This is a genomic window from Pseudomonas sp. ANT_J28 (assembly GCF_008370005.1).
In the GTDB taxonomy this organism is placed as follows: Bacteria; Pseudomonadota; Gammaproteobacteria; order Pseudomonadales; family Pseudomonadaceae; genus Aquipseudomonas; species Aquipseudomonas frigoris.
Genome location: NZ_VOBM01000067.1, coordinates 1 through 19,720, shown reverse-complemented (window position 1 = coordinate 19,720; position 19,720 = coordinate 1). Strand labels below are relative to the sequence as shown.

Annotated in this window: 10 protein-coding genes; 6 read left to right on the top strand and 4 right to left on the bottom strand. The window is 57.9% G+C overall.

Going from position 1 to position 19,720, the window contains the following annotated elements:
• The first annotated feature begins 175 nt into the window (after positions 1 to 175).
• From FQ187_RS28530 to sohB, 3 genes are all read left to right on the top strand, one after another.
• A complete protein-coding gene (locus tag FQ187_RS28530; RefSeq protein ID WP_149632042.1) occupies positions 176 to 586 on the top strand; it encodes an HNH endonuclease signature motif containing protein in 411 nt (136 codons plus the stop codon).
• Entirely contained in the window at positions 546 to 881 is a 336-nt protein-coding gene (locus tag FQ187_RS28525) for a hypothetical protein (protein ID WP_149632041.1), read from the top strand. Before FQ187_RS28530 ends, FQ187_RS28525 begins: the two co-directional genes overlap by 41 nt.
• Before the next feature lie 207 nt (positions 882 to 1,088).
• Entirely contained in the window at positions 1,089 to 2,111 is a 1,023-nt protein-coding gene (gene sohB / locus FQ187_RS28520; RefSeq protein WP_129443624.1) for a protease SohB, read from the top strand.
• A gap of 83 nt (positions 2,112 to 2,194) precedes the next feature.
• Here the strand turns inward: sohB and FQ187_RS28515 are convergent, their stop codons facing one another.
• Together FQ187_RS28515 and FQ187_RS28510 are read right to left on the bottom strand one after the other, a co-directional pair.
• A complete protein-coding gene (locus tag FQ187_RS28515) occupies positions 2,195 to 2,689 on the bottom strand; it encodes a DUF934 domain-containing protein (RefSeq protein ID WP_038982933.1) in 495 nt (164 codons plus the stop codon).
• A complete protein-coding gene (locus FQ187_RS28510; RefSeq protein ID WP_149632040.1) occupies positions 2,673 to 4,331 on the bottom strand; it encodes a nitrite/sulfite reductase in 1,659 nt (552 codons plus the stop codon). Before FQ187_RS28510 ends, FQ187_RS28515 begins: the two co-directional genes overlap by 17 nt.
• Before the next feature lie 523 nt (positions 4,332 to 4,854).
• Between FQ187_RS28510 and FQ187_RS28505 the strand changes: the two genes are divergently transcribed.
• On the top strand, positions 4,855 to 5,928 hold the full coding sequence (locus FQ187_RS28505) for an ABC transporter substrate-binding protein (RefSeq protein WP_149632039.1): 1,074 nt from the start codon (positions 4,855 to 4,857) through the stop codon (positions 5,926 to 5,928).
• Here the strand turns inward: FQ187_RS28505 and FQ187_RS28500 are convergent.
• Positions 5,925 to 6,143 carry a DUF2970 domain-containing protein gene (locus tag FQ187_RS28500; protein WP_149632038.1) on the bottom strand — a complete coding sequence of 73 codons (219 nt, stop codon included), beginning with the start codon at positions 6,141 to 6,143 and terminating at the stop codon, positions 5,925 to 5,927. The genes FQ187_RS28505 and FQ187_RS28500 overlap by 4 nt on opposite strands.
• Before the next feature lie 151 nt (positions 6,144 to 6,294).
• On the opposite strand from FQ187_RS28500, the gene FQ187_RS28495 reads away from it, so the two are divergent.
• Positions 6,295 to 13,380: an NEL-type E3 ubiquitin ligase domain-containing protein gene (locus tag FQ187_RS28495; RefSeq protein ID WP_149632037.1), complete on the top strand. Its 7,086-nt coding sequence runs from the start codon at positions 6,295 to 6,297 to the stop codon at positions 13,378 to 13,380.
• Between the two features lie 57 nt (positions 13,381 to 13,437).
• Here FQ187_RS28495 and metH read toward each other — a convergent pair whose 3' ends face one another.
• Positions 13,438 to 17,148, bottom strand: a complete 3,711-nt coding sequence (gene metH, locus FQ187_RS28490; protein ID WP_149632036.1) for a methionine synthase — start codon at positions 17,146 to 17,148, stop codon at positions 13,438 to 13,440.
• A 155-nt stretch (positions 17,149 to 17,303) separates the two neighbouring features.
• Between metH and FQ187_RS28485 the strand changes: the two genes are divergently transcribed.
• Positions 17,304 to 19,598, top strand: a complete 2,295-nt coding sequence (locus FQ187_RS28485) for a fatty acid cis/trans isomerase (protein WP_149632035.1) — start codon at positions 17,304 to 17,306, stop codon at positions 19,596 to 19,598.
• Positions 19,599 to 19,720: the final 122 nt, after the last annotated feature.

Genomic DNA, 19,720 nt, shown 5'->3' with positions numbered 1-19,720 from the left:
TCGTTGGGTTTTACAACAACGAACGGCTGCACTCGAAACTGGGATATCTGCCACCGACCGTTTACGAACGGGCGATGGCGTCAAAATCACCTATCGAGGTGTCCGGAATTAGTTGACCACTACAGACAACGAGCTGCACTCAACGTGGTCCTCTTGGGATTCCCTTGAGAACGATATGACGTATCACATGGGGATTCGGCTGTTAGAGCTTCTCATCGAGTCCACTCAGTTGGTGGAGGTCAAGCGGGAGCATGCAGGCAACGTGAAGCTCGACGGTGAGTTCGTCCACCTGACTCAAGCATGGGCGGACAAGCTTTGCTCTCGTGCCTACTCGCTCGCTGGTGTTACGCCTCGCTATCAGCCAATGATTGTTCCCCCGAAAGAGTGGACACAGATGGTCGGTGTCGGCAAGGAGCCGAACAAAAAGATGCTGCATCATGTCGTGTATGAGCTGATCCATGGTCCTGTGCCCTCGGGTGTCGAAATCGATCACGTAGACGGAAATCCAAGTAACAATCACCCAGACAACTTAAGGGTCTGCACTCATGGAGAGAACAATCAGAACAAGCAGTTCGGCCTCCTATGACTGGTATCCGAAGGGCATCAACATCAACGCCCGAACCGGTTTGGTCCAAGGAATTATAGGTAAAGATGGTAAGCAGATAAGACCCGGCAAGGGATTCTTTGAGGCGCGAGACGCATCGTCACTTGCCCTTAATGAGCTGGTGTGTGTCATGCGGCAAGCTCTGAAAGACCTTCACGGCCCTTACGTAAATACAGATAGTTATTACTGCCAGTTACCAGATGAGACCGTCTTGGGTCCTGATGAGGGATATCCAGAAAATAGCGAAATTTTGGGAGACAGCACCTTAATGCTTTAACGGTCGGAAAGTCCCCCGTGGGGCCTCGCGCCTGAGCCTTGTCGTGCGCCTGCGAGGGGTCCTAAACGCGTGCCTGTGCGCCTCTGGTAGTTAGGCTATGTGGGGCTCTCAGAGTGTCACAAAGTGTTAGAAAACTGTTAGAACAGTGTTAGACATCGGCTGAACGAAGCCCGTAGAATGGGCCTTTCACGCCTCATTGGATGCCTTATGGAGTTTTTTGCCGAGTACGCAGTTTTTCTGGCTAAGACCGTGACACTGGTGATCGCCATTCTGGTGGTCCTGGCCAGTTTCGCGGCGTTGCGCAGCAAAGGTCGACGCAAGTCGGTCGGCCAGTTGCAAGTCAGCAAACTGAATGATTTCTACAAAGGGCTGCGCGAACGCCTGGAGCAAACCTTGCTCGACAAGGACCAGCTCAAGGCCTTGCGCAAGGTCGAAGCTAAAACCGAGAAAAAGCAAAAGAAGAAAACCGAGGCCAAGCCACGGGTGTTTGTGCTCGATTTCGACGGCGACATCAAGGCGTCGGCCACCGAAAGCCTGCGCCATGAAATCACCGCGCTGCTGACCCTCGCCACGCCCAAGGATGAAGTGGTGCTGCGTCTCGAAAGCGGCGGTGGCATGGTTCACAGCTACGGCCTGGCGTCCTCGCAACTGGCGCGTATCCGTGATGCCGGTGTGCCGTTGACCGTGTGCATCGACAAGGTTGCGGCCAGCGGCGGCTACATGATGGCGTGCATCGGCGAGAAGATCATCAGCGCACCGTTCGCGATCCTCGGCTCGATTGGCGTTGTGGCGCAGTTGCCTAACGTCAACCGCCTGCTGAAAAAGCACGACATCGACTTCGAAGTGCTGACCGCGGGCGAGTACAAGCGCACCCTGACGGTGTTTGGCGAAAACACCGAGAAGGGCCGCGAGAAGTTCCAGGAAGATCTGGACATCACTCACCAGCTGTTCAAGAACTTCGTTTCCCGCTATCGCCCGCAACTGGCCATCGACGAAGTGGCCACCGGCGAAATCTGGCTCGGCATCGCGGCGCTGGATAAACAACTGGTAGACGAGCTGAAAACCAGCGATGAATACCTCGCCGAACGTGCCAAGAAGTCCGAGCTGTACCACTTGCACTACGCCGAACGCAAAAGCCTGCAGGAACGCATCGGCATGGCGGCCAGCGGCTCGGTAGATCGTGTGCTGCTGAGCTGGTGGAGCCGGTTGACCCAGCAACGCTTCTGGTAAGCACCGTCGCGTAATCGTTTACGCCGGACACAAAAAAGCCCTGAACCGAATTTCCGATTCAGGGCTTTTTGTTTTACACGTACTTAGCGGCGACGGAACAGCGGCAGCGGTTCGTCGGTAGCAGCCTGATAGGTCACCGAGAAGTCCTTGAGACCTTCCAGGGCTTCGTACGGGTCTTTATCGGCGCGGATCGCAAAGGCGTCGAAACCGCAGCGGTGCAGGTAGAACAACTGGTCGCGCAGCACATCGCCGATTGCCCGCAGTTCGCCTTTGAACCCGTAACGGTCGCGCAGCAGGCGGGCGTTGGAGTAGTTGCGACCATCAGTGAAGGCTGGGAAATTCAGGGCGATCACCTGGAAATTTTCCACGTCGTCACCGATTTCTTCCGCTTCTTCATCGGCATCCAGCCATACACCCAGGCCGCCATCGCGGGCCTTGAGCATGCGGCTGTGTTCGCGCCACAGCTGCAACGGGACGATCAGGTCGTCGCAGTTGCTGATCTCGTCGATGTTGAAGTCCTTGGGCAGCAAGTGCCAGGTTTCGTCGACGACTTCGTTGTTCTTAATTATTCGCTGCATAGACGCGCTCCTTAAAGAGGTCGATGCCAATACGCTGATAGGTGTCGATGAAACGCTCGTCTTCGGTACGTTGTTCGATGTACACGTCGATCAGCTTCTCAATTACATCAGGCATGGCTTCCTGGGCGAAAGACGGGCCGAGGATCTTGCCCAGGCTGGCGTCACGGCTGGCGCTGCCACCCAGGGACACCTGGTAGAACTCTTCGCCTTTCTTGTCCACCCCGAGGATGCCGATGTGTCCGACGTGGTGGTGACCACAGGCGTTCATGCAGCCGGAGATGTTCAGGTCCAGTTCGCCGATATCGAACAGGTAATCCAGGTCTTCGAAGCGACGCTGGATCGACTCGGCAATCGGGATCGACTTGGCGTTTGCCAGGGAGCAGAAGTCGCCACCCGGGCAGCAGATGATGTCGGTCAGCAAGCCGATGTTCGGCGTGGCGAAACCCTGTTCGCGCAACTCGCCCCACATCGCGAACAGTTGAGTCTGCTCAACGTCGGCCAGAATGATGTTCTGCTCGTGGGAGGTGCGCAACTGACCGAAGCTGTAACGGTCGGCGAGGTCGGCAACGGCGTCGAGCTGCTTGTCGGTGATGTCGCCCGGTGCAACACCGGTCGGCTTCAGGGACAGGGTCACGGCTACATAACCGGGCTTCTTGTGAGCCAGGGTATTGCGGGTGCGCCAGCGCGCGAAGCCCGGGTGTTCTTTATCGAGTTCGGCCAACGCCAGGGTCTGGTTGTCCAGAGCCTTGTACTCGGGGTCGACGAAGTGTTTGGCCACACGATGCACTTCGGCGTCGGTCAGCGTGGTCTGGCCACCGCGAAGGTGCTCCATTTCCGCATCGACTTTTTGCGCGAAGACTTCAGGGGTCAAAGCCTTGACCAGAATCTTGATCCGCGCCTTGTACTTGTTGTCACGACGGCCATAGCGGTTGTAGACCCGCAGGATGGCGTCGAGGTAGCTCAACAGGTCTTGCCAAGGCAGGAATTCATTGATGAACGCGCCCACCACCGGGGTACGGCCCAGACCACCACCCACCAGCACACGGAAGCCCAGCTCGCCAGCGGCGTTGTGCACCGGCTCAAGGCCGATGTCATGGACTTCGATGGCCGCACGGTCGGAAGTCGAACCGTTGATGGCGATCTTGAACTTGCGCGGCAAGTAAGCGAATTCAGGGTGGAACGTGGTCCATTGGCGGACGATCTCGCACCACGGGCGCGGATCGATCAGCTCGTCGGCAGCGACACCGGCGAACTGGTCGGTGGTGACGTTGCGCAAGCAGTTGCCGCTGGTCTGGATAGCGTGCATTTGCACGGTTGCCAGCTCTGCAAGGATGTCCGGGATGTCTTCCAGCGCCGGCCAGTTGAACTGCACGTTCTGCCGGGTACTGATGTGGGCATAGCCCTTGTCATAGTCGCGGGCAATCCTGGCCATCATTCGCGTCTGGCGCGAAGTCAGTTGGCCGTAAGGCACCGCCACCCGCAACATCGGCGCGAAGCGCTGGATATAAAGGCCATTTTGCAGGCGCAGGGGGCGGAATTCTTCTTCGCTCAGCTCGCCTGCCAGATAGCGTCGGGTCTGATCACGGAACTGCTTGACGCGGTCCTCGATGATCCGCTGATCGTACTCGTCGTATACGTACATATAAGTCCTGTTCTCAGGCTTGGGCCGGTCGGATCCAGTTGCGTTTTTCGCCTGGAAAGTCTCCGATGCTGCCTCGGCAATTCTGCGCGCACGGCCGCGCACTCCCAACGGAGCCGGGGCAAGATACCAGTTTGCAGTTATGCGCAAAAGTGATGTTTGAGTATATGTAAAGAACCAAAACGACTAATGGGCCTCATCGCTCTAAAACCCACATTTGTGGTGCGGGCAATCATCGTCTTAACTGTGCTCGAGTCTTTATGCGATCACCGATAAAACCGACAAGAGGCGATGCAATGAACAACCCTACCAAAACGTCAAAACCCGATAGCACGGTCGATGCTTGGGCCATTCTGTTCCTGATCATCCTGGTCGTGGGCACAGCGGTATTTTGGGTCAGCCATCAATAACCGACCCGTCCGGTCCCGATTCCGACGATTGTCGGACAATTGCCCGAATAAACGCCGTTTTACGGAACTTCGCTGGCTATAATGCGCGGCGAATTGCCGGGGGGCTCGGACGATCAATGTTTAAGTTTTTCTACTCATTCCTGCTGATGTGCGGCGCGGTTTACGGACCCGGTGTGCGCGCGGAATCGGTGTTGTTCCTGAATCCCGGAGCCACTCAGGAAGCCTTCTGGGTCAGTTACTCGCAATTCATGCAGGCGGCAGCCACGGATCTGGGCATTGACCTGCGAATTCTCTATTCCCGGCGCATGCCGGAGCTCACGCTGGCGCAAGCCCGTCAGGCGCTGCAAGGCCCTGATCGTCCGGACTATCTGGTTTTCGTCAACGAACAGTACGTCGCCCCACAGATCATTCGCCTGGCCCAGGGCAGCGGGGTGAAGCTGTTTATGGTCAACGCGTCCCTGACGGCCAATCAAATGAGCCTGCTGGGTGAGCGCCCTGAGCGCTTGGGCAGCCTGGTGCCCAACGACGAGGAGGGTGGCTACCTGATGCTCAAGGAACTGATTCGCCAGCATCCGCCCGCGGCGCCCGGTCAGGTCATCGAGTTGCTGGCGTTTTCCGGCCTGAAGATCACCCCTTCGGCGCAACTGCGCGAGCAAGGCATGATGCGGGCTTTGGCCGAACACCCGGAAGTGCACTTGCGACAACTGGTTTACAGTGGCTGGACCCGGGAACGGGCGTATGAACAGGCCAAACTGCTCTTCAAGCGTTACCCGAAGGTCTCGCTGGTGTGGTCAGCCAATGACGAAATGGCGTTTGGCGCCATGCAGGCGTACTCGGAGGCGGGTGGGCTACCCGGCAAGGATGCGTTGTTCAGTGCGGTCAACACCTCGCCAGCGGCGTTGCAGGCGACGGTCGACGGACGCATCAGCGTGCTGTTGGGCGGGCACTTCACATTGGGCGGCTGGGCGCTGGTGGAGTTACATGATCTTGAGCAGGGCGTGGATCTCACCCATTACGGGGGCCGAGACCTGCGAATCCCGTTGCTGCAACTGATCGACAAGGCCCAGGCCAAGCGATTGCTGGCCATGGGGGAATCACCGGATTACGGTGTGAACTTCCGCCGTCTTTCAGCCAAGGGCCGGCCGACGTCGTATCGCTATCCGTTCAACCTGCAAACCTTGATGCGCTAAACCTCGGCCAAGTGCACCACCAGTTGCACGATGCCATACAGCGTCAATGCGAACACCGCGGTGAACAAAATCCCCAGAATCACGAAATGACTGGGCTTGCCGTGAGTGAAGTCCCGCGCCCGGTTCTTCCCGCTCTGCACTCCGAACGCCGCCGCCATGACGCTTTGCAGCATCTGCCAGAAGGTGGGCGGTTTGTTGTCGGCTGGATCGTCCATAAACCCCTCGTCTCCCGTTTGAGTAAGACAAGCATAGACAACCCACGGAAAGAAGATCGCCCCCGGCGCTACCCGGTATAAATATGTACCGCCCTGGACGACAAACCTGCTGATTGACTGGTGCTTCATTTACAGCATCAGGTATTGCCACATGAGTGGAGTCCCATCGGCCCAGGAAAAGGGCCTTCACAACCATTTCATCAAAAAAAAGCTGCACCATCGGATACGCCACCTGACCCCGCCAAACATCCGGGCTCTGGATCGGGCGAGAACACCGGGAGGCCTGGCCGAAAATGCCATGCCGGACTGGTTTCAGAAGGCCTCCAGCGACCAACGACAAACTGTACGGGACGACCAGAAGCGCAGTCGAACCTCCAACGAAACCCTGGCAAAAACACTCACCGGGCTCAAAGGGGTCACCGAATTCGCGCAACCGTTGCTCGAAGCGGCGTTGCAAAAAAAGTTCGGGTTGAAAGTTGATGTTGCACAGACTTGGCTCTACGAGCCCTTTGCAGGATCGCTCATCACTCACCAGACACTGCTGCAACTGGCACTGCGCAATTTTGAAGAAGACCAGGTGTTTGATGAGCGTGACGTCATTGCTGAACGAGGTAAACGGGCTGCCAATCTGGAATCACAAGGTGGACCTTACGGTTGGGACTATCCGGAAATGGGCCCTTCAACGCGCTACAGGATCAAGAAGCTACCGATAAAGCCCGCCGATTTCGCCTCGCTATGCCGTGAACTGGATATCGGCAAGCAGTATCAGGAACACCTGACGGCGATGTTTGACGCCGCGGACAGGGCGGCCACCGTGCGCACCCAAACGATCGACGCGTGGAAGGACAGTCTGCGGGTGCATGCCCATATCGCCCACCTCAAATCGCTGATCACGCCATCGGCCTACAGCACATTGCTGGCCGTGCTCAACGGCGACAAATCGGCAACTCTGGACGGTGAGCGCGTCACTTGCAGTCAGTTGCATGTGCTGGGGTCGCCTGTCAGTGAGCTGTTTGTCATTGGCGCAAGTCGGCGCAAAGGTAAAAAGGTCAACTTCAGCTGGACCAATCCCGGTGTAAACCTGTTTGACGTACTGGGTTACCAGGACTCGCGGATCATCGTCTGTATTCCGGGTGATCCGGTGGCGCCGGTCATGGAATATGCCTCGCTCAAGTCCTTTGAAAATGACCTGAGCTACAGGCTGCGCGATGTGAATTACCAGCGCTCTTTCCTCAGGCTCATCCCCCACGGTGATGCGGGCAAGTTCCTCGGCAAGATCAAGACTGCTCTGCAAACACTCAAATGGAACCCGGATTTCCCATACCGTAAAGAGACCCTCTTGGGGCACATGGACGGAATCTACGAAAATGTTTACCGGGACGAGCCGGCTCTTGATATCAGCGAAGAGTTTTTTGACACGGAGCTGTTCGACGAGCTGTACATGCGGCACCAAAAGCGCTTGAAGGAGACTGCCGAGCAACTGGCGGTGCCGACGGCCAAGGTCGATCATGACGCCTGGTATGAACGACTCGCCCGATATGCCGAGTGGGGGCTGAACATACTCAACGTGGCCGCATTTTTTGTGCCTGGCCTGGGCGAGGTAATGATGGCTGTGATGGCTGTGCAACTGACCACAGACATTTATCACGGGGTTGAAGCCTGGAGCATCGGGGACACGGATCAGGCCTGGAGTTATTTGAAGTCGGTGGCCGTGAACGTGGCATTCATGGCGGCTGTAGGTGCGGTTGCCAGTAAAGCGCCGAAAGTGCTGTCCACACCCGTTGTCGATGGCCTGGTCAACGTCAAATTGCCGTTTGGCAGCGAACAATTGTGGCGGCCTGGTTTGACGCCTTACCTGAGCGACAGGGTCGTGCCAGCGGGGCTCAAGCCCAACAAGCTCGGGCAGTATGAAGTGGACGGCAAGACCTATATCAGGCTCGACGGTAACGTCTACGAAAAAACCTTCGACCCAAAGCTGAACAAATGGCGTCTCAAACACCCGACGGACCCGAACGCTTACTCCCCCGTTCTCGAACACAACGGTGAGGGCGCGTGGCACCATCGTTTCGAGCGCCCCCTGGAATGGGATCGTGCCACCTTGTTACGACGTCTTGGCCCGGTCACCGACGGTATTGACGCGGTGACGCTGGAGAAAATCGCCGATATCAGCGGCGTTAACGACGGCGTGCTGCGCAAGATCCATACGGATAACCTGCGCTTGCCATCAGCGATATCCGACACGCTGCGGCAGTTTCAAATCGACCGTCAGCTCAATGAAATGATTGATCAGATTCGTCTCGATCAGCCGGTGCCGGACAGCCGCTACAACGACGTCTTGCCGCAAGTGATCAAAATGCCGCGTTGGCCGCAGGGACGGGTGATCGACGTGTTCGACAATGCAAGCCTGAGCGGTGCTTCGTCCCGCTACGGTGAGGCGTCGACACCCGCGAAGCCGAGCATCAGGATTTCCCGTGAGGATGTGTCTGCCGGGAAATTGCCCGAACGAGTGCTTGCGGCACTGGATGAGGAAGAAATTGTTCGCTTGCTGGGGGGTGAAGGTGCGCGGGTCGAGGCAGAGCGTGAAACGGTTTTTCGACAACAGCTTGGCGCCCATCTTTCGGGCAACAAAAACTCATTGTTCGACAAACTCAGCCAGGACTCCAAGGCAACAACGCGTGAAACTCAGGCGCTGCAACGTACTTTCCCCAGTCTATCGACGGACGCGGCGCAAGAAGTTCTGGCCAATGCCACAGCCAAGGAGCGGCTGCACATCAATCAAACCGGCCGACTCCCGAGCAGTCTGTTGCTCAAGGGGCGTGCGCGCGCCCGGGTTACTCGGCTGAACAAGGCCTTGGCCGGATTGCAGCTGGAGAGCATGGCCTCATCCGACAGCCAGCGCCTGGCGCTGCACAGCCTGGGAAAACTCCCCGGCTGGCCGAAAAACCTGCGCCTGGAAGTTCGTCAGGGCGATTGCGGCGGAAAACTGCTCGACAGCATCGGTAGCGAGACGGCCGAGCAAGTCAAATACCTGGTCAAGGACGGCTATCAGCATCATCAAGCCAACCAGTTCCAGGCCTTCGACCAGCAAACAAACTCGTTGAACAGCGTGCCGAAAGAAGGCGACAACTTTTTCTCTTCGGTCAGGCATGCGTTGCCGGACGACGTCCGCACTCAGTTGGGCATGCCCAATGTGGCGCAGGGTGCCAAGTTACAAAAGACATTGACCACCTATGCCATCGGCCACCGCGACCAGATGATGGAAACCCTCGTGCCCAAAGTCGCCACGTCACGATTCCGTCCTCCGGTGCGACTGGCTGACGGCAGGGTCGGCTACCCAATGAGCGGGCGAGGTGCCGGAGCAATGGTGAATCCCTCGTTGGTCTCCAGGTTGCGGGATGTCTATCCGAACTTCACCGATGAGTTGGCGGAATCAATGGTCATCCAGCTTGCGCTGGATGGCATGACCGAAACGCAGATCGCCAATTTACTGAACATGCGGAGCCGGGAATACGAGGCACTGACGGCGCAGCTCGACCAATGGGTACGCAGCGGCGGCCAGAATACGGTCCGCCATCAAGTCGCTCGAAACATTAAAGACGTCTGGCAGAAGAGGGGTATTTATGATGGCTATGGCGGTGCTTATCTGGACGTGGGCGCTGCAGACAGCCTGCCGGAACTGGCCGGCAACTTTCCTCACGTAACTGGTCTGAATATGAACGTTGGTGGAGTATTGAGTCAGACACCGGAAGCCTTTTTGCGCCAGTTCCCCAACGTCCGGTCGCTATGGTTGGGGATCCAGGATGGCGTCGATAGGGTTCAACTGGCCGAGAGGCTGAAGGCACTGCCGAGTATTCGTGAACTGCGGATGGCAGGGCCGGGGGGGCCGCAATTCACCGAAGCTGCCCAATCGGTGATAGACGCGATGCCACAACTGCAACGATTGGACGTGATCGGCATGGCGGACGAGCTGGATGTCAGTCGCCTGACTCAACTGCATTCGTTGAGTGTGTACGGGACGACAGAGGTCTGGCCGAAGGGCGCTCTGCAATTGCCGCAGCTCAGGTCGCTGGATCTCACTCACTCAAGCGTCAAGACACTTCCCCCTGAATGGCTATCCGGTCATGAATCACTGTGGCCTGGCATGAAGCTCAACTGGGCCAGGCTGAGCACTGAGGACTTCGTGAAGGCATACGAGTATGTGCACGACAATCCTGCGCATTTGCTGGATACCGGGCAAATGCTCGATCGTTATTGCCAGGGCACGCTACACAACGCCCTGGAGACAAGCGACGAGCTTTCGAAGATTGCCCTTGGGCGAATGAAGGCTGAGGGGTTGGCAGGGCGGGCGTTGCTGGCACGGATCAATGCATTGCGCCAGGATGGACTGGCATTGCAACAGCAACTGGAGGCGTGGCAGCAGCGAACAGCAAGAGCCAATGGCCGGCAAGTCAACATTCGGGAACGAGAATCCGTTGCCCGGCGAATCCGTGAGTGTTGGCGTGATGGTCTGCGTAAACGCTATGGCGGTACGGAGGAGGCACAGTCTTTGCAACCTCAGTCCGTACCTTCAACGGTGCGGCCATGGTCTGTCATTCCGCGACAAATCATTTCATCGAATCTTGATTTGTCCGGCTGGGCTCTGGGCGATCTGCCTGAACTGCCAGCGCTGTCAGCAACCGATTTTGCCCATGTGCAAACCCTGCAAATGTCGAATGTGGTGGCTTCATCCGAGGATTTCAGTCGTTTTTTGAGCGGCTTCACCGATATTCGCGGGTTGGATCTGAGTGGCAATCAACTGCAGGATCTTCCGTCGGCATTGGGCAACCTCGGAAAACTCACTGATCTGGAGCTGAGCCGAAATCACCTGACAATTACCCCGAGTATTCAGCAACGCTTGAACCGGTTGTCTGCGCTTGAAAGCCTGGACTTGCGCTATAACCGGCTCGATTCGCTGGATGTCAGCGCCATGACCCGCTTGAAGACCCTGCGTGTGGGTCATACCGCCATTAAAGACTGGCCCAAAGGTGCGTTGGACTTGTCCGGCCTCGGCAGGCTCGAGTTGAACAACAGCGCGATCACGACGATTCCTGAGGCTGCCCTGACCGGTCATGACGCTCTAAGGATCGATATGATTGGCTGTCGGTTGACGGCCAAGGCTCGCACCGATTTGCTGGCAAGTACTTCTTCCGAAACACCCATGGGTATCTCCAGAGCCAGCTTGCAGGCGGGCTATACCATGGGTGAACCAGAGTATTTTCCGGTTTTGGTCGCGCAAAATCCGGACTTGTTACTGCCGCTGCCCGTTGTACCTGGCAATGACCTGACTCGCTTGACCCCGCAAGCCCGCTTGCGAAGGCTTGACCCGGATCTGCCAGGCGCCGAGGCGATACAAATGATTGATGAACTGACGTTACGCCATGGCGGCGCTGGCCCCGTGTATGAGCAATTGGCCAAATGGGACAGACAACATCAGGCATTGACGAAGACCCTGAACACATGGATCGAAACCCCACCACAGCAGATGGGTGAATCCTCTCCTCCTGTGTGGATTGCAGCCACCGAGCGTCGTCAGGCGGCTGACCGGATAATGGCGTGCTGGAGGCAGAACCTCCGCGGGGCGCTGGCCGTGGAGAGCGCATCGGGAGGTTATATCCTTGATCTGTCCGATAACCCCTTGGGCAATCTCCCGGCTCTACCCGCCGACTTCGCTCATGTCGGTGCGCTGAACCTGAACGACGTGTATCTGAGAGAAGAGGGGCTAAGCGATTTCCTTGGTGCGTTTACTCATGTTCATACCCTGGCGCTGAATGCCAACGCAATGTATGCCTTGCCAGAGTCCGTTACCTCACTGAACAGCCTCAAGCGACTTTCGGCAGTCAATAACCGTTTTTCCAATGCGCCTCAGCTCCAACGTCAGCTTGCAGGATTGAGCAACCTGGAGTCATTGAACCTGGCAGAAAACTGGCTTGAGTCGCTGGATGTCAGCCCTCTTACCCGTTTGCAGGCCCTCGATCTGAGTGGCAACCGACTGATCATCTGGCCGCAGGGAGCGCTTCAGCTCCCCTCGCTCCGCGCACTGGATTTGCGCGACAACATGATCGAGTCCATTCCGTCGGTCCTGATGACCGATGAACACAGGGTATTGCGTGCGGGCACGGATCTGTCCAGCAACGAAACTCTGGATGGCGTGAGCCTGCTAATGTTGCGCAATCAGGTGCAGGAAGGCGAGCAGATAGTGGGATGGACGCCAGGAGAGATTGACGAGGCGCTGGAACGGTTTAATGGCAGTAGTGACAGCGACCGCTTTAACGACAGCGATAGCGATGACTCGATCGCAAGTGACGTAGAAGTGGATATGGATGAGGTGACAGGTATTGACGCCCGTGAGCGATGGATCGCTCCGTCAGCCGCCGACTCAGAGGAATTGATACGGATATGGAATGACTTCGAGCAAGCGCACAACAGTAAGTTCTTCTTCAATCTGCTGACCAAAATGGAAGGTACGACAGACTTTCTGACGGGGCGTTCTGATCTTGTGCGGCGGGTCCATACCGTACTGAGGGTGGTCGATAGCGACGCAGGTCTGAGGGATACGATATTCGAAATGGCAAGGTCTGGCGCAACTTGCGTTGATGGTCAAATCCTGTTGTTCAGTGATATAGAAGTCAAGGCTTTCGAATTTGAGACTTCGAAGTCAATTTCCCCGGGCCAACAAGGCAACGTCTTGTTCAGACTTGGCAGGAACCTGTTTCGCCTTGGGAAAGTCGAGGAAATCGCTAACCGCGACATTGTCCAGCGACACGCACAGCGCCGCTCAATTGATCCGGCGGAGGTGCGGTTGGCCTATCGTATCGGCCTTGCCGAGCGACTTGAGTTGCCGGGGCAGCCAAGAGGGATGCGCTATAGCGGCAACGTTTCGTCTGCCATGCTGGATGCGGCCCATGCTGAAGTGATAGCGGCAGAACAATCATCGGCATTTATTGATGACTTGGTCGGCCGCAAGTACTGGAGCGACTATTTGAAGGGCAAATACCCTGAACGGTTCGCCCAGGTGCGAGAGGGGTTCGCAGGCAGAGAGCATGATGTAGAGGAGGCGTATCCAGATTACGGCGAAGGCGCGGAGGAGCAGTACAAAACCGCCATGCAGGCGATAGAGGCAGACCTTCTCTTCGAGCAAGGAAAGTTGGTGCGCAAATTGTCTGAAAAAGAACGGACGCTGGTGGGGCTGCAACGTTAACCCTGCAGCTTTCATAAGAACCCCGGGAGTCGCACCAGTCGACTCCCGGGACCACTATCAGTTGTCGTAACCCAGGTTCGGCGCCAACCAGCGCTCGGTTACGCTCAACTCCTGACCCTTGCGAGACGTGTAGCTCTGCACCTGATCCTTGTCGATCTTGCCTACAGCAAAATACTGCGCCTGCGGGTGAGCGAAGTACCAACCGCTGACCGCAGCCGCCGGGAACATGGCGTAGTGCTCGGTAAGGAACACGCCGCTGCGGCCGGCTTTCATTTCCGAGGCCTCAGGGTCCAGCAACTTGAACAGTGTGGATTTCTCGGTGTGATCCGGGCAGGCCGGGTAGCCCGGGGCAGGGCGGATACCGGTGTATTGCTCTTTGATCAGCGCCTCGTTGTCGAGCGTCTCGTCCTTGGCGTAACCCCAGTAGTCTTTACGGACCTGTTGGTGCAGCCACTCGGCGCACGCCTCCGCCAAACGGTCGGCCAGTGCCTTGACCATGATCGAGTTGTAATCGTCGCCGGCATCCTGATAGGCCTTGGCCACTTCTTCGGCACCGATCCCGGCGGTGGTGATGAAACCACCCACGTAGTCGGTCACTTCGCTGTCCTTCGGTGCAACGAAGTCAGCCAGGGAGAAGTTCGGTTTGCCGTCGGTCTTGATGATCTGCTGACGCAGGTGATGCAGCTTGGCAATCGGCTTGCCGTCATCGCCGTAGACTTCGATGTCATCCTCTCGCACCTGGTTGGCCGGCCAGAAGCCGAACACCGCACGGGCGCTGATGAGTTTTTCGTCGATCAGTTTGGCGAGCATTTCCTGGGCATCGGCGAACAGCGCAGTGGCGGCTTCACCGACCACTTCGTCCTGCAGAATGCGCGGGTATTTGCCGGCCAGGTCCCAGGAGATAAAGAACGGCGTCCAGTCGATGTATTCGGCCAGGACTTTCAGGTCGATGTTGTCCAGCACCTTGGCGCCGGTAAACGTCGGTTTGACCGGCTCGTAAGTGCTCCAGTCGAACTGTGGCTTCTTGGCGACGGCCGCCGGATAGCTCAGGCGTTCGGTACGGGCGCTGCGGTTGGCGGTGCGCTCGCGGACTTCGATATATTCCAGGCGAGTCTTCTCGATGAAGGCCGGTTTCAATTCCTTGGACAGCAACTGCGTCGCCACGCCCACGGCGCGGGAGGCGTCGGTCACGTAGATCACCGCATCGTTGCTGTATTTCGGCTCGATCTTCACCGCCGTGTGCGCTTTCGAGGTGGTCGCGCCACCGATCATCAGTGGCAGATGGAAATCCTGACGCTGCATCTCGCGAGCGACGTGGACCATTTCATCCAGCGAAGGCGTGATCAGGCCGGACAGGCCGATGATGTCGCACTTCTGCTCCTTGGCTACTTGCAGGATTTTCTCCGCCGGGACCATCACGCCGAGGTCGACGATGTCGTAGCCGTTACAGCCCAGCACCACGCCGACGATGTTCTTGCCGATGTCGTGCACGTCGCCTTTTACCGTGGCCATCAGGATCTTGCCCTTGGCTTCCGGCTTGTCGCCTTTTTCCAGTTCGATGAACGGGATCAAGTGAGCCACGGCCTGCTTCATCACGCGGGCGGATTTCACCACCTGCGGCAGGAACATTTTGCCGGCGCCGAACAGGTCGCCGACGATGTTCATGCCGGACATCAGCGGGCCTTCGATCACTTCGATCGGGCGAGCGAACGACTGACGGGATTCTTCGGTGTCTTCAACGATATGCGTGGTGATGCCTTTGACCAGTGCATGCTCCAGACGCTTGTTGACAGGCCAGCCGCGCCACTCTTCGGTCTCGGCTTCCTTGACGCTGCCGTCGCCCTTGTACTTGTCGGCAATGGCGAGGAGGGCGTCAGTGCCTTCCGGGGTGCGGTTGAGCACTACGTCTTCAACGGCGTCACGCAGTTCGGCCGGGATCTGGTCGTAGATCTCCAGCTGGCCGGCGTTGACGATACCCATGGTCAGGCCGTTGCGGATCGCATACAGCAGGAACACCGAGTGAATCGCCTCGCGCACCGGGTTGTTGCCCCGGAACGAGAACGACACGTTGGACACACCGCCCGAGGTCAGCGCGTACGGCAGTTCGTCACGGATGTAGGCACAGGCGTTGATGAAGTCCACAGCATAGTTGTTGTGTTCTTCGATGCCGGTGGCGATGGCGAAGATGTTCGGGTCGAAGATGATGTCTTCCGGCGGGAAGCCGACTTCGTTGACCAGAATGTCGTAGGAGCGTTTGCAGATTTCTTTCTTGCGCGCTTCGGTGTCGGCCTGGCCAGCTTCGTCGAAGGCCATCACGACCACGGCGGCACCGTAGCGTTTGCACAGTTTGGCGTGATGAATGAACTGCTCGACGCCTTCCTTCATGCTGATCGAGTTGACGATGCCCTTCCCTTGGATGCACTTGAGGCCGGCTTCGATCACTTCCCATTTTGAAGAGTCGATCATGATCGGTACGCGGGAGATGTCCGGCTCACCGGCAATCAGGTTGAGGAAGGTCACCATGGCCTTCTTCGAATCGAGCATCCCTTCGTCCATGTTGATGTCGATCACCTGGGCTCCGGCTTCGACCTGTTGCAGGGCGACTTCCAGGGCTTCGGTGTAGTTGTCTTCACGGATCAGGCGGGCGAACTTGGCTGAACCGGTGATGTTGGTCCGCTCGCCGACGTTGATGAACAACGAGTTGCGATCGATGGTGAACGGTTCCAGGCCCGACAGGCGGCAGGCCTTTGGGATGTCCGGAATTTCACGCGGCGCGTAACCGGCCACGGCGTTGGCGATGGCTTCGATGTGGCCCGGCGTGGTGCCGCAGCAACCGCCGACGATGTTGAGGAAGCCGCTTTGGGCGAACTCTTCGATGACCTTGGCGGTTTCCGACGGCAGTTCGTCGTACTCGCCGAATTCGTTCGGCAGGCCAGCGTTCGGGTGCGCGGAGACGTGGGTGCTGGCCTTGTTCGACAGCTCTTCCAGGTACGGGCGCAATTCGCTGGCGCCGAGTGCGCAGTTCAGGCCGACCGAAATCGGCTTGGCGTGGGCCACGGAGTTCCAGAACGCTTCGGTGGTCTGGCCGGAGAGCGTACGGCCGGAGGCATCGGTAATCGTGCCGGAGATCATGATCGGCAACTCGACGCCGAGTTCTTCGTACACACCTTGCACCGCGAAGATCGCCGCTTTGGCGTTCAGGGTGTCGAAAATGGTCTCGATCAGGATCAGGTCGGCGCCGCCTTCGATCAGGCCTTTGGTGGCCTCGGTGTAGTTTTCCACCAGTTCATCGAAGGTCACGTTGCGGTAGCCGGGGTTGTTCACGTCAGGCGACAGCGAGCAGGTGCGACTTGTAGGACCGAGCACGCCCGCGACGAAGCGCGGCTTGTCCGGGGTTTCCAGGGTCTTGGCGTCTGCCACCTTGCGCGCCAGACGTGCGCCTTCTACGTTTAGCTCGTACGCCAGGCCCTGCATGCCGTAGTCTGCCTGGGACACTTGGGTGGCGTTGAAGGTGTTGGTTTCCAGAATGTCGGCGCCGGCATCCAGGTAGGCTTTCTCGATGGCGCCAATCACGTCCGGGCGCGTCAGGATCAACAGGTCGTTGTTGCCTTTGACGTCACTTGGCCAGTCGGCGAAGCGTTTGCCGCGGTAATCCTGCTCCTCGAGCTTGTAGCTCTGGATCATCGTGCCCATGCCGCCATCGAGAATCAGGATGCGCTCTTTGAGGGCGTGCTTGAGAGCTTGAAGGCGAACACTGCGATCGGACATTTGGACTACTCGGAAAGACCATGACGAAGGGGCGGGATAATAGCAAACCTGTGCGGTTTTAGAGCATGTCCCGGTTTTGCATGAATATCGCTCATGTTGGAGGAGGGGGCAGACCGGCAGAATCGCGGCGTTTTTTCATGATCGGGACCAGGGATATGTCTTATCGCGTCATCAGCATTGTTTTGCTGTTTTTAAGCTGGGGCGTTGCCGCGCAGGATCCGGCCAGTTCCTCCGCCATTTCCTACAGCCGCGACATACAACCGATCTTCACCGAAAAGTGTGTGGCCTGCCATGCCTGCTACGACGCCGCCTGTCAGCTCAATCTGGGCAGTGGCGAAGGGGCTGCCCGTGGCGCGACCAAGGTCCCGGTCTACGACGGCCAACGCCGTCAGGCTGCCGCGCCGACCCGGCTGTTTTATGACGCCTTCGGTAAACGCGCCTGGCAGCAAAAGGACTTCTATTCGGTACTCGACGCTCAGGGCAGCCAGGCTGCGTTGATGGCGCGGATGCTTGAGTTGGGCCACAAAACTCCTTTGCAACCCAATGCCAGGTTGCCAGAAGAGATCGTTCTGGGCCTGAACCGGGAAAACTCGTGCGCAATGCCGGCCGAGTTCGACGGCTACGCCAACACGCATCCGAAAGAAGGCATGCCGCTAGCGGTCACCGGCCTGACCAATCAGCAGTACAAGACACTTCAGCGTTGGCTGGCGTCCGGCGCGCCGATTGACGCACAAGGTCTTGTGCCGAGCGCCAAAGAAGCCTTACAGGTGGTGCAGTGGGAAAACCTGCTCAACGCACCGGGCGCACGGCAAAGCCTGGTAGGGCGCTGGTTGTTCGAGCATTGGTTTCTCGCTCACCTCTATGTCAAGGACGGCGAGCCGGGGCATTTCTTTCAGTGGGTACGTTCGCGCACGCCGACCGGCCAGCCGATCGATCTGATCAACACACGCCGCCCGAATGATGATCCGGGCACTCAGGTGTATTACCGCTTGTGGCCGGTGCAAGGCGTGATTGTGCAGAAGACCCACATCACCTACCCGTTGAGCGCGGCGAAGATGGCACGGATCAAAAGCCTCTTCTATAACGGCAGCTGGCAGGTCAACGCCTTGCCGGGCTACGGGCCGGAGCGTCGGGCCAATCCGTTCACCACATTCGAGGCGATCCCGGCCCAGGCGCGTTATCAATTCATGCTCGATAACGCTGAATACTTTGTGCGCACCTTCATTCGTGGCCCGGTGTGCCGCGGCCAGATCGCCACCGACGTGATCCGCGATAACTTTTGGGCAATGTTCCAGGCGCCTGAGCACGATCTCTACATCATCGATCCGAAGTATCGCGGCCAGGCGACACCGCTGCTGGCGATGCCGGGGCAGAACGACGATGTCGGCAGCGTCCTGAGCCTGTGGCATGACTACCGCAACAAGCGTAACGAGTACGAGGCGCTGCGCCGTGAGAGTTACGCTGATGCGCCGGCGCCGAGCTGGTCGACCTTATGGGCTGGCAACGATAACGCCTTGCTGACGATCTTCCGGCATTTCGACAGTGCCTCGGTGAACAAAGGCCTGATCGGTGATGTGCCGCAAACGATGTGGCTGTTCGACTTCCCGCTGCTGGAACGCAGCTATTATCAGTTGGCGGTCAACTTCGACGTGTTCGGCAATGTTTCCCATCAGGCGCAAACGCGCCTGTACTTCGACCTGATCCGCAACGGTGCCGAGCAGAATTTCCTGCGCCTGATGCCGGCCAATTCGCGCGACGATTACCTCGACGATTGGTACCAGAGCGGCGGAAAATTCAAGATGTGGCTGGACTACGAGGCCATCGACAACGACAAAGAGACGGCGCTGGTACTGGACGAAAAGGACCCGAAACGCGATTTCGCCATGCAGTTGCTGACCCGTTACGGTGACCTCAACGCCAAGCCCGATCCGATCAACCGTTGTGACGGCGCTTATTGCTCGCGGCCGAACATCGACCCGGCCTTGCAGAGCGCCGAGCAGGCCTTGAGTCGCCTGATTTCGCGCCCGGCGGCCGGGCTGAAGGTTATCGATCAATTGCCGGAAGCGACCCTGCTGCGCATCGAAACCCAAAGCGGCAAGCGCGAGGTCTACAGCCTGCTGCGCAATCGCGCGCACAGTAACGTCGCGTTCCTGCTCGGTGAATCGCTGCGGTATCAGCCAGGGCTCGACACATTGACTATTTATCCGGGCGTGCTCAGCAGCTATCCGAACTTCATGTTCAACATTCCGGCCGAGCAAGTGCCTGAGTTCGTGGGCGAGATGGAAAACGCCAGGGACGCCAATCGCTTCGAGAGAATCGTCGAGCACTGGGGAATTCGTCGCAGCCATCCGCAGTTCTGGTTCTACTTCCATGACCTGAGCCGGTACGTCCATGAGACCGAACCGGTGGAAGAGGGCGTGCTGGACATGAACCGGTACGAGAATCTTTGATCGACCTTTGACTGTTGGCCGGTGTCGGATCTTTAGGGCACCGCCAATCCAATGTGGGAGCGGGCTTGCTCGCGAAGGCGGTGTATCAGTCAATATTGATGTCGACTGACACACCGCCTTCG

Bases quoted from the DNA above. Each gene is read 5' to 3' on its own strand.
- FQ187_RS28495 (WP_149632037.1), top strand. From the start codon at position 6,295: ATGAGTGGAGTCCCATCGGCCCAGGAAAAGGGCCTTCACAACCATTTC.
- FQ187_RS28525 (WP_149632041.1), top strand. From the start codon at position 546: ATGGAGAGAACAATCAGAACAAGCAGTTCGGCCTCCTATGACTGGTAT.
- FQ187_RS28485 (WP_149632035.1), top strand. From the start codon at position 17,304: ATGTCTTATCGCGTCATCAGCATTGTTTTGCTGTTTTTAAGCTGGGGC.
- FQ187_RS28505 (WP_149632039.1), top strand. From the start codon at position 4,855: ATGTTTAAGTTTTTCTACTCATTCCTGCTGATGTGCGGCGCGGTTTAC.
- sohB (WP_129443624.1), top strand. From the start codon at position 1,089: ATGGAGTTTTTTGCCGAGTACGCAGTTTTTCTGGCTAAGACCGTGACA.
- metH (WP_149632036.1), bottom strand. From the start codon at position 17,148: ATGTCCGATCGCAGTGTTCGCCTTCAAGCTCTCAAGCACGCCCTCAAA.
- FQ187_RS28500 (WP_149632038.1), bottom strand. From the start codon at position 6,143: ATGGACGATCCAGCCGACAACAAACCGCCCACCTTCTGGCAGATGCTG.
- FQ187_RS28515 (WP_038982933.1), bottom strand. From the start codon at position 2,689: ATGCAGCGAATAATTAAGAACAACGAAGTCGTCGACGAAACCTGGCAC.
- FQ187_RS28530 (WP_149632042.1), top strand. From the start codon at position 176: ATGACGTATCACATGGGGATTCGGCTGTTAGAGCTTCTCATCGAGTCC.
- FQ187_RS28510 (WP_149632040.1), bottom strand. From the start codon at position 4,331: ATGTACGTATACGACGAGTACGATCAGCGGATCATCGAGGACCGCGTC.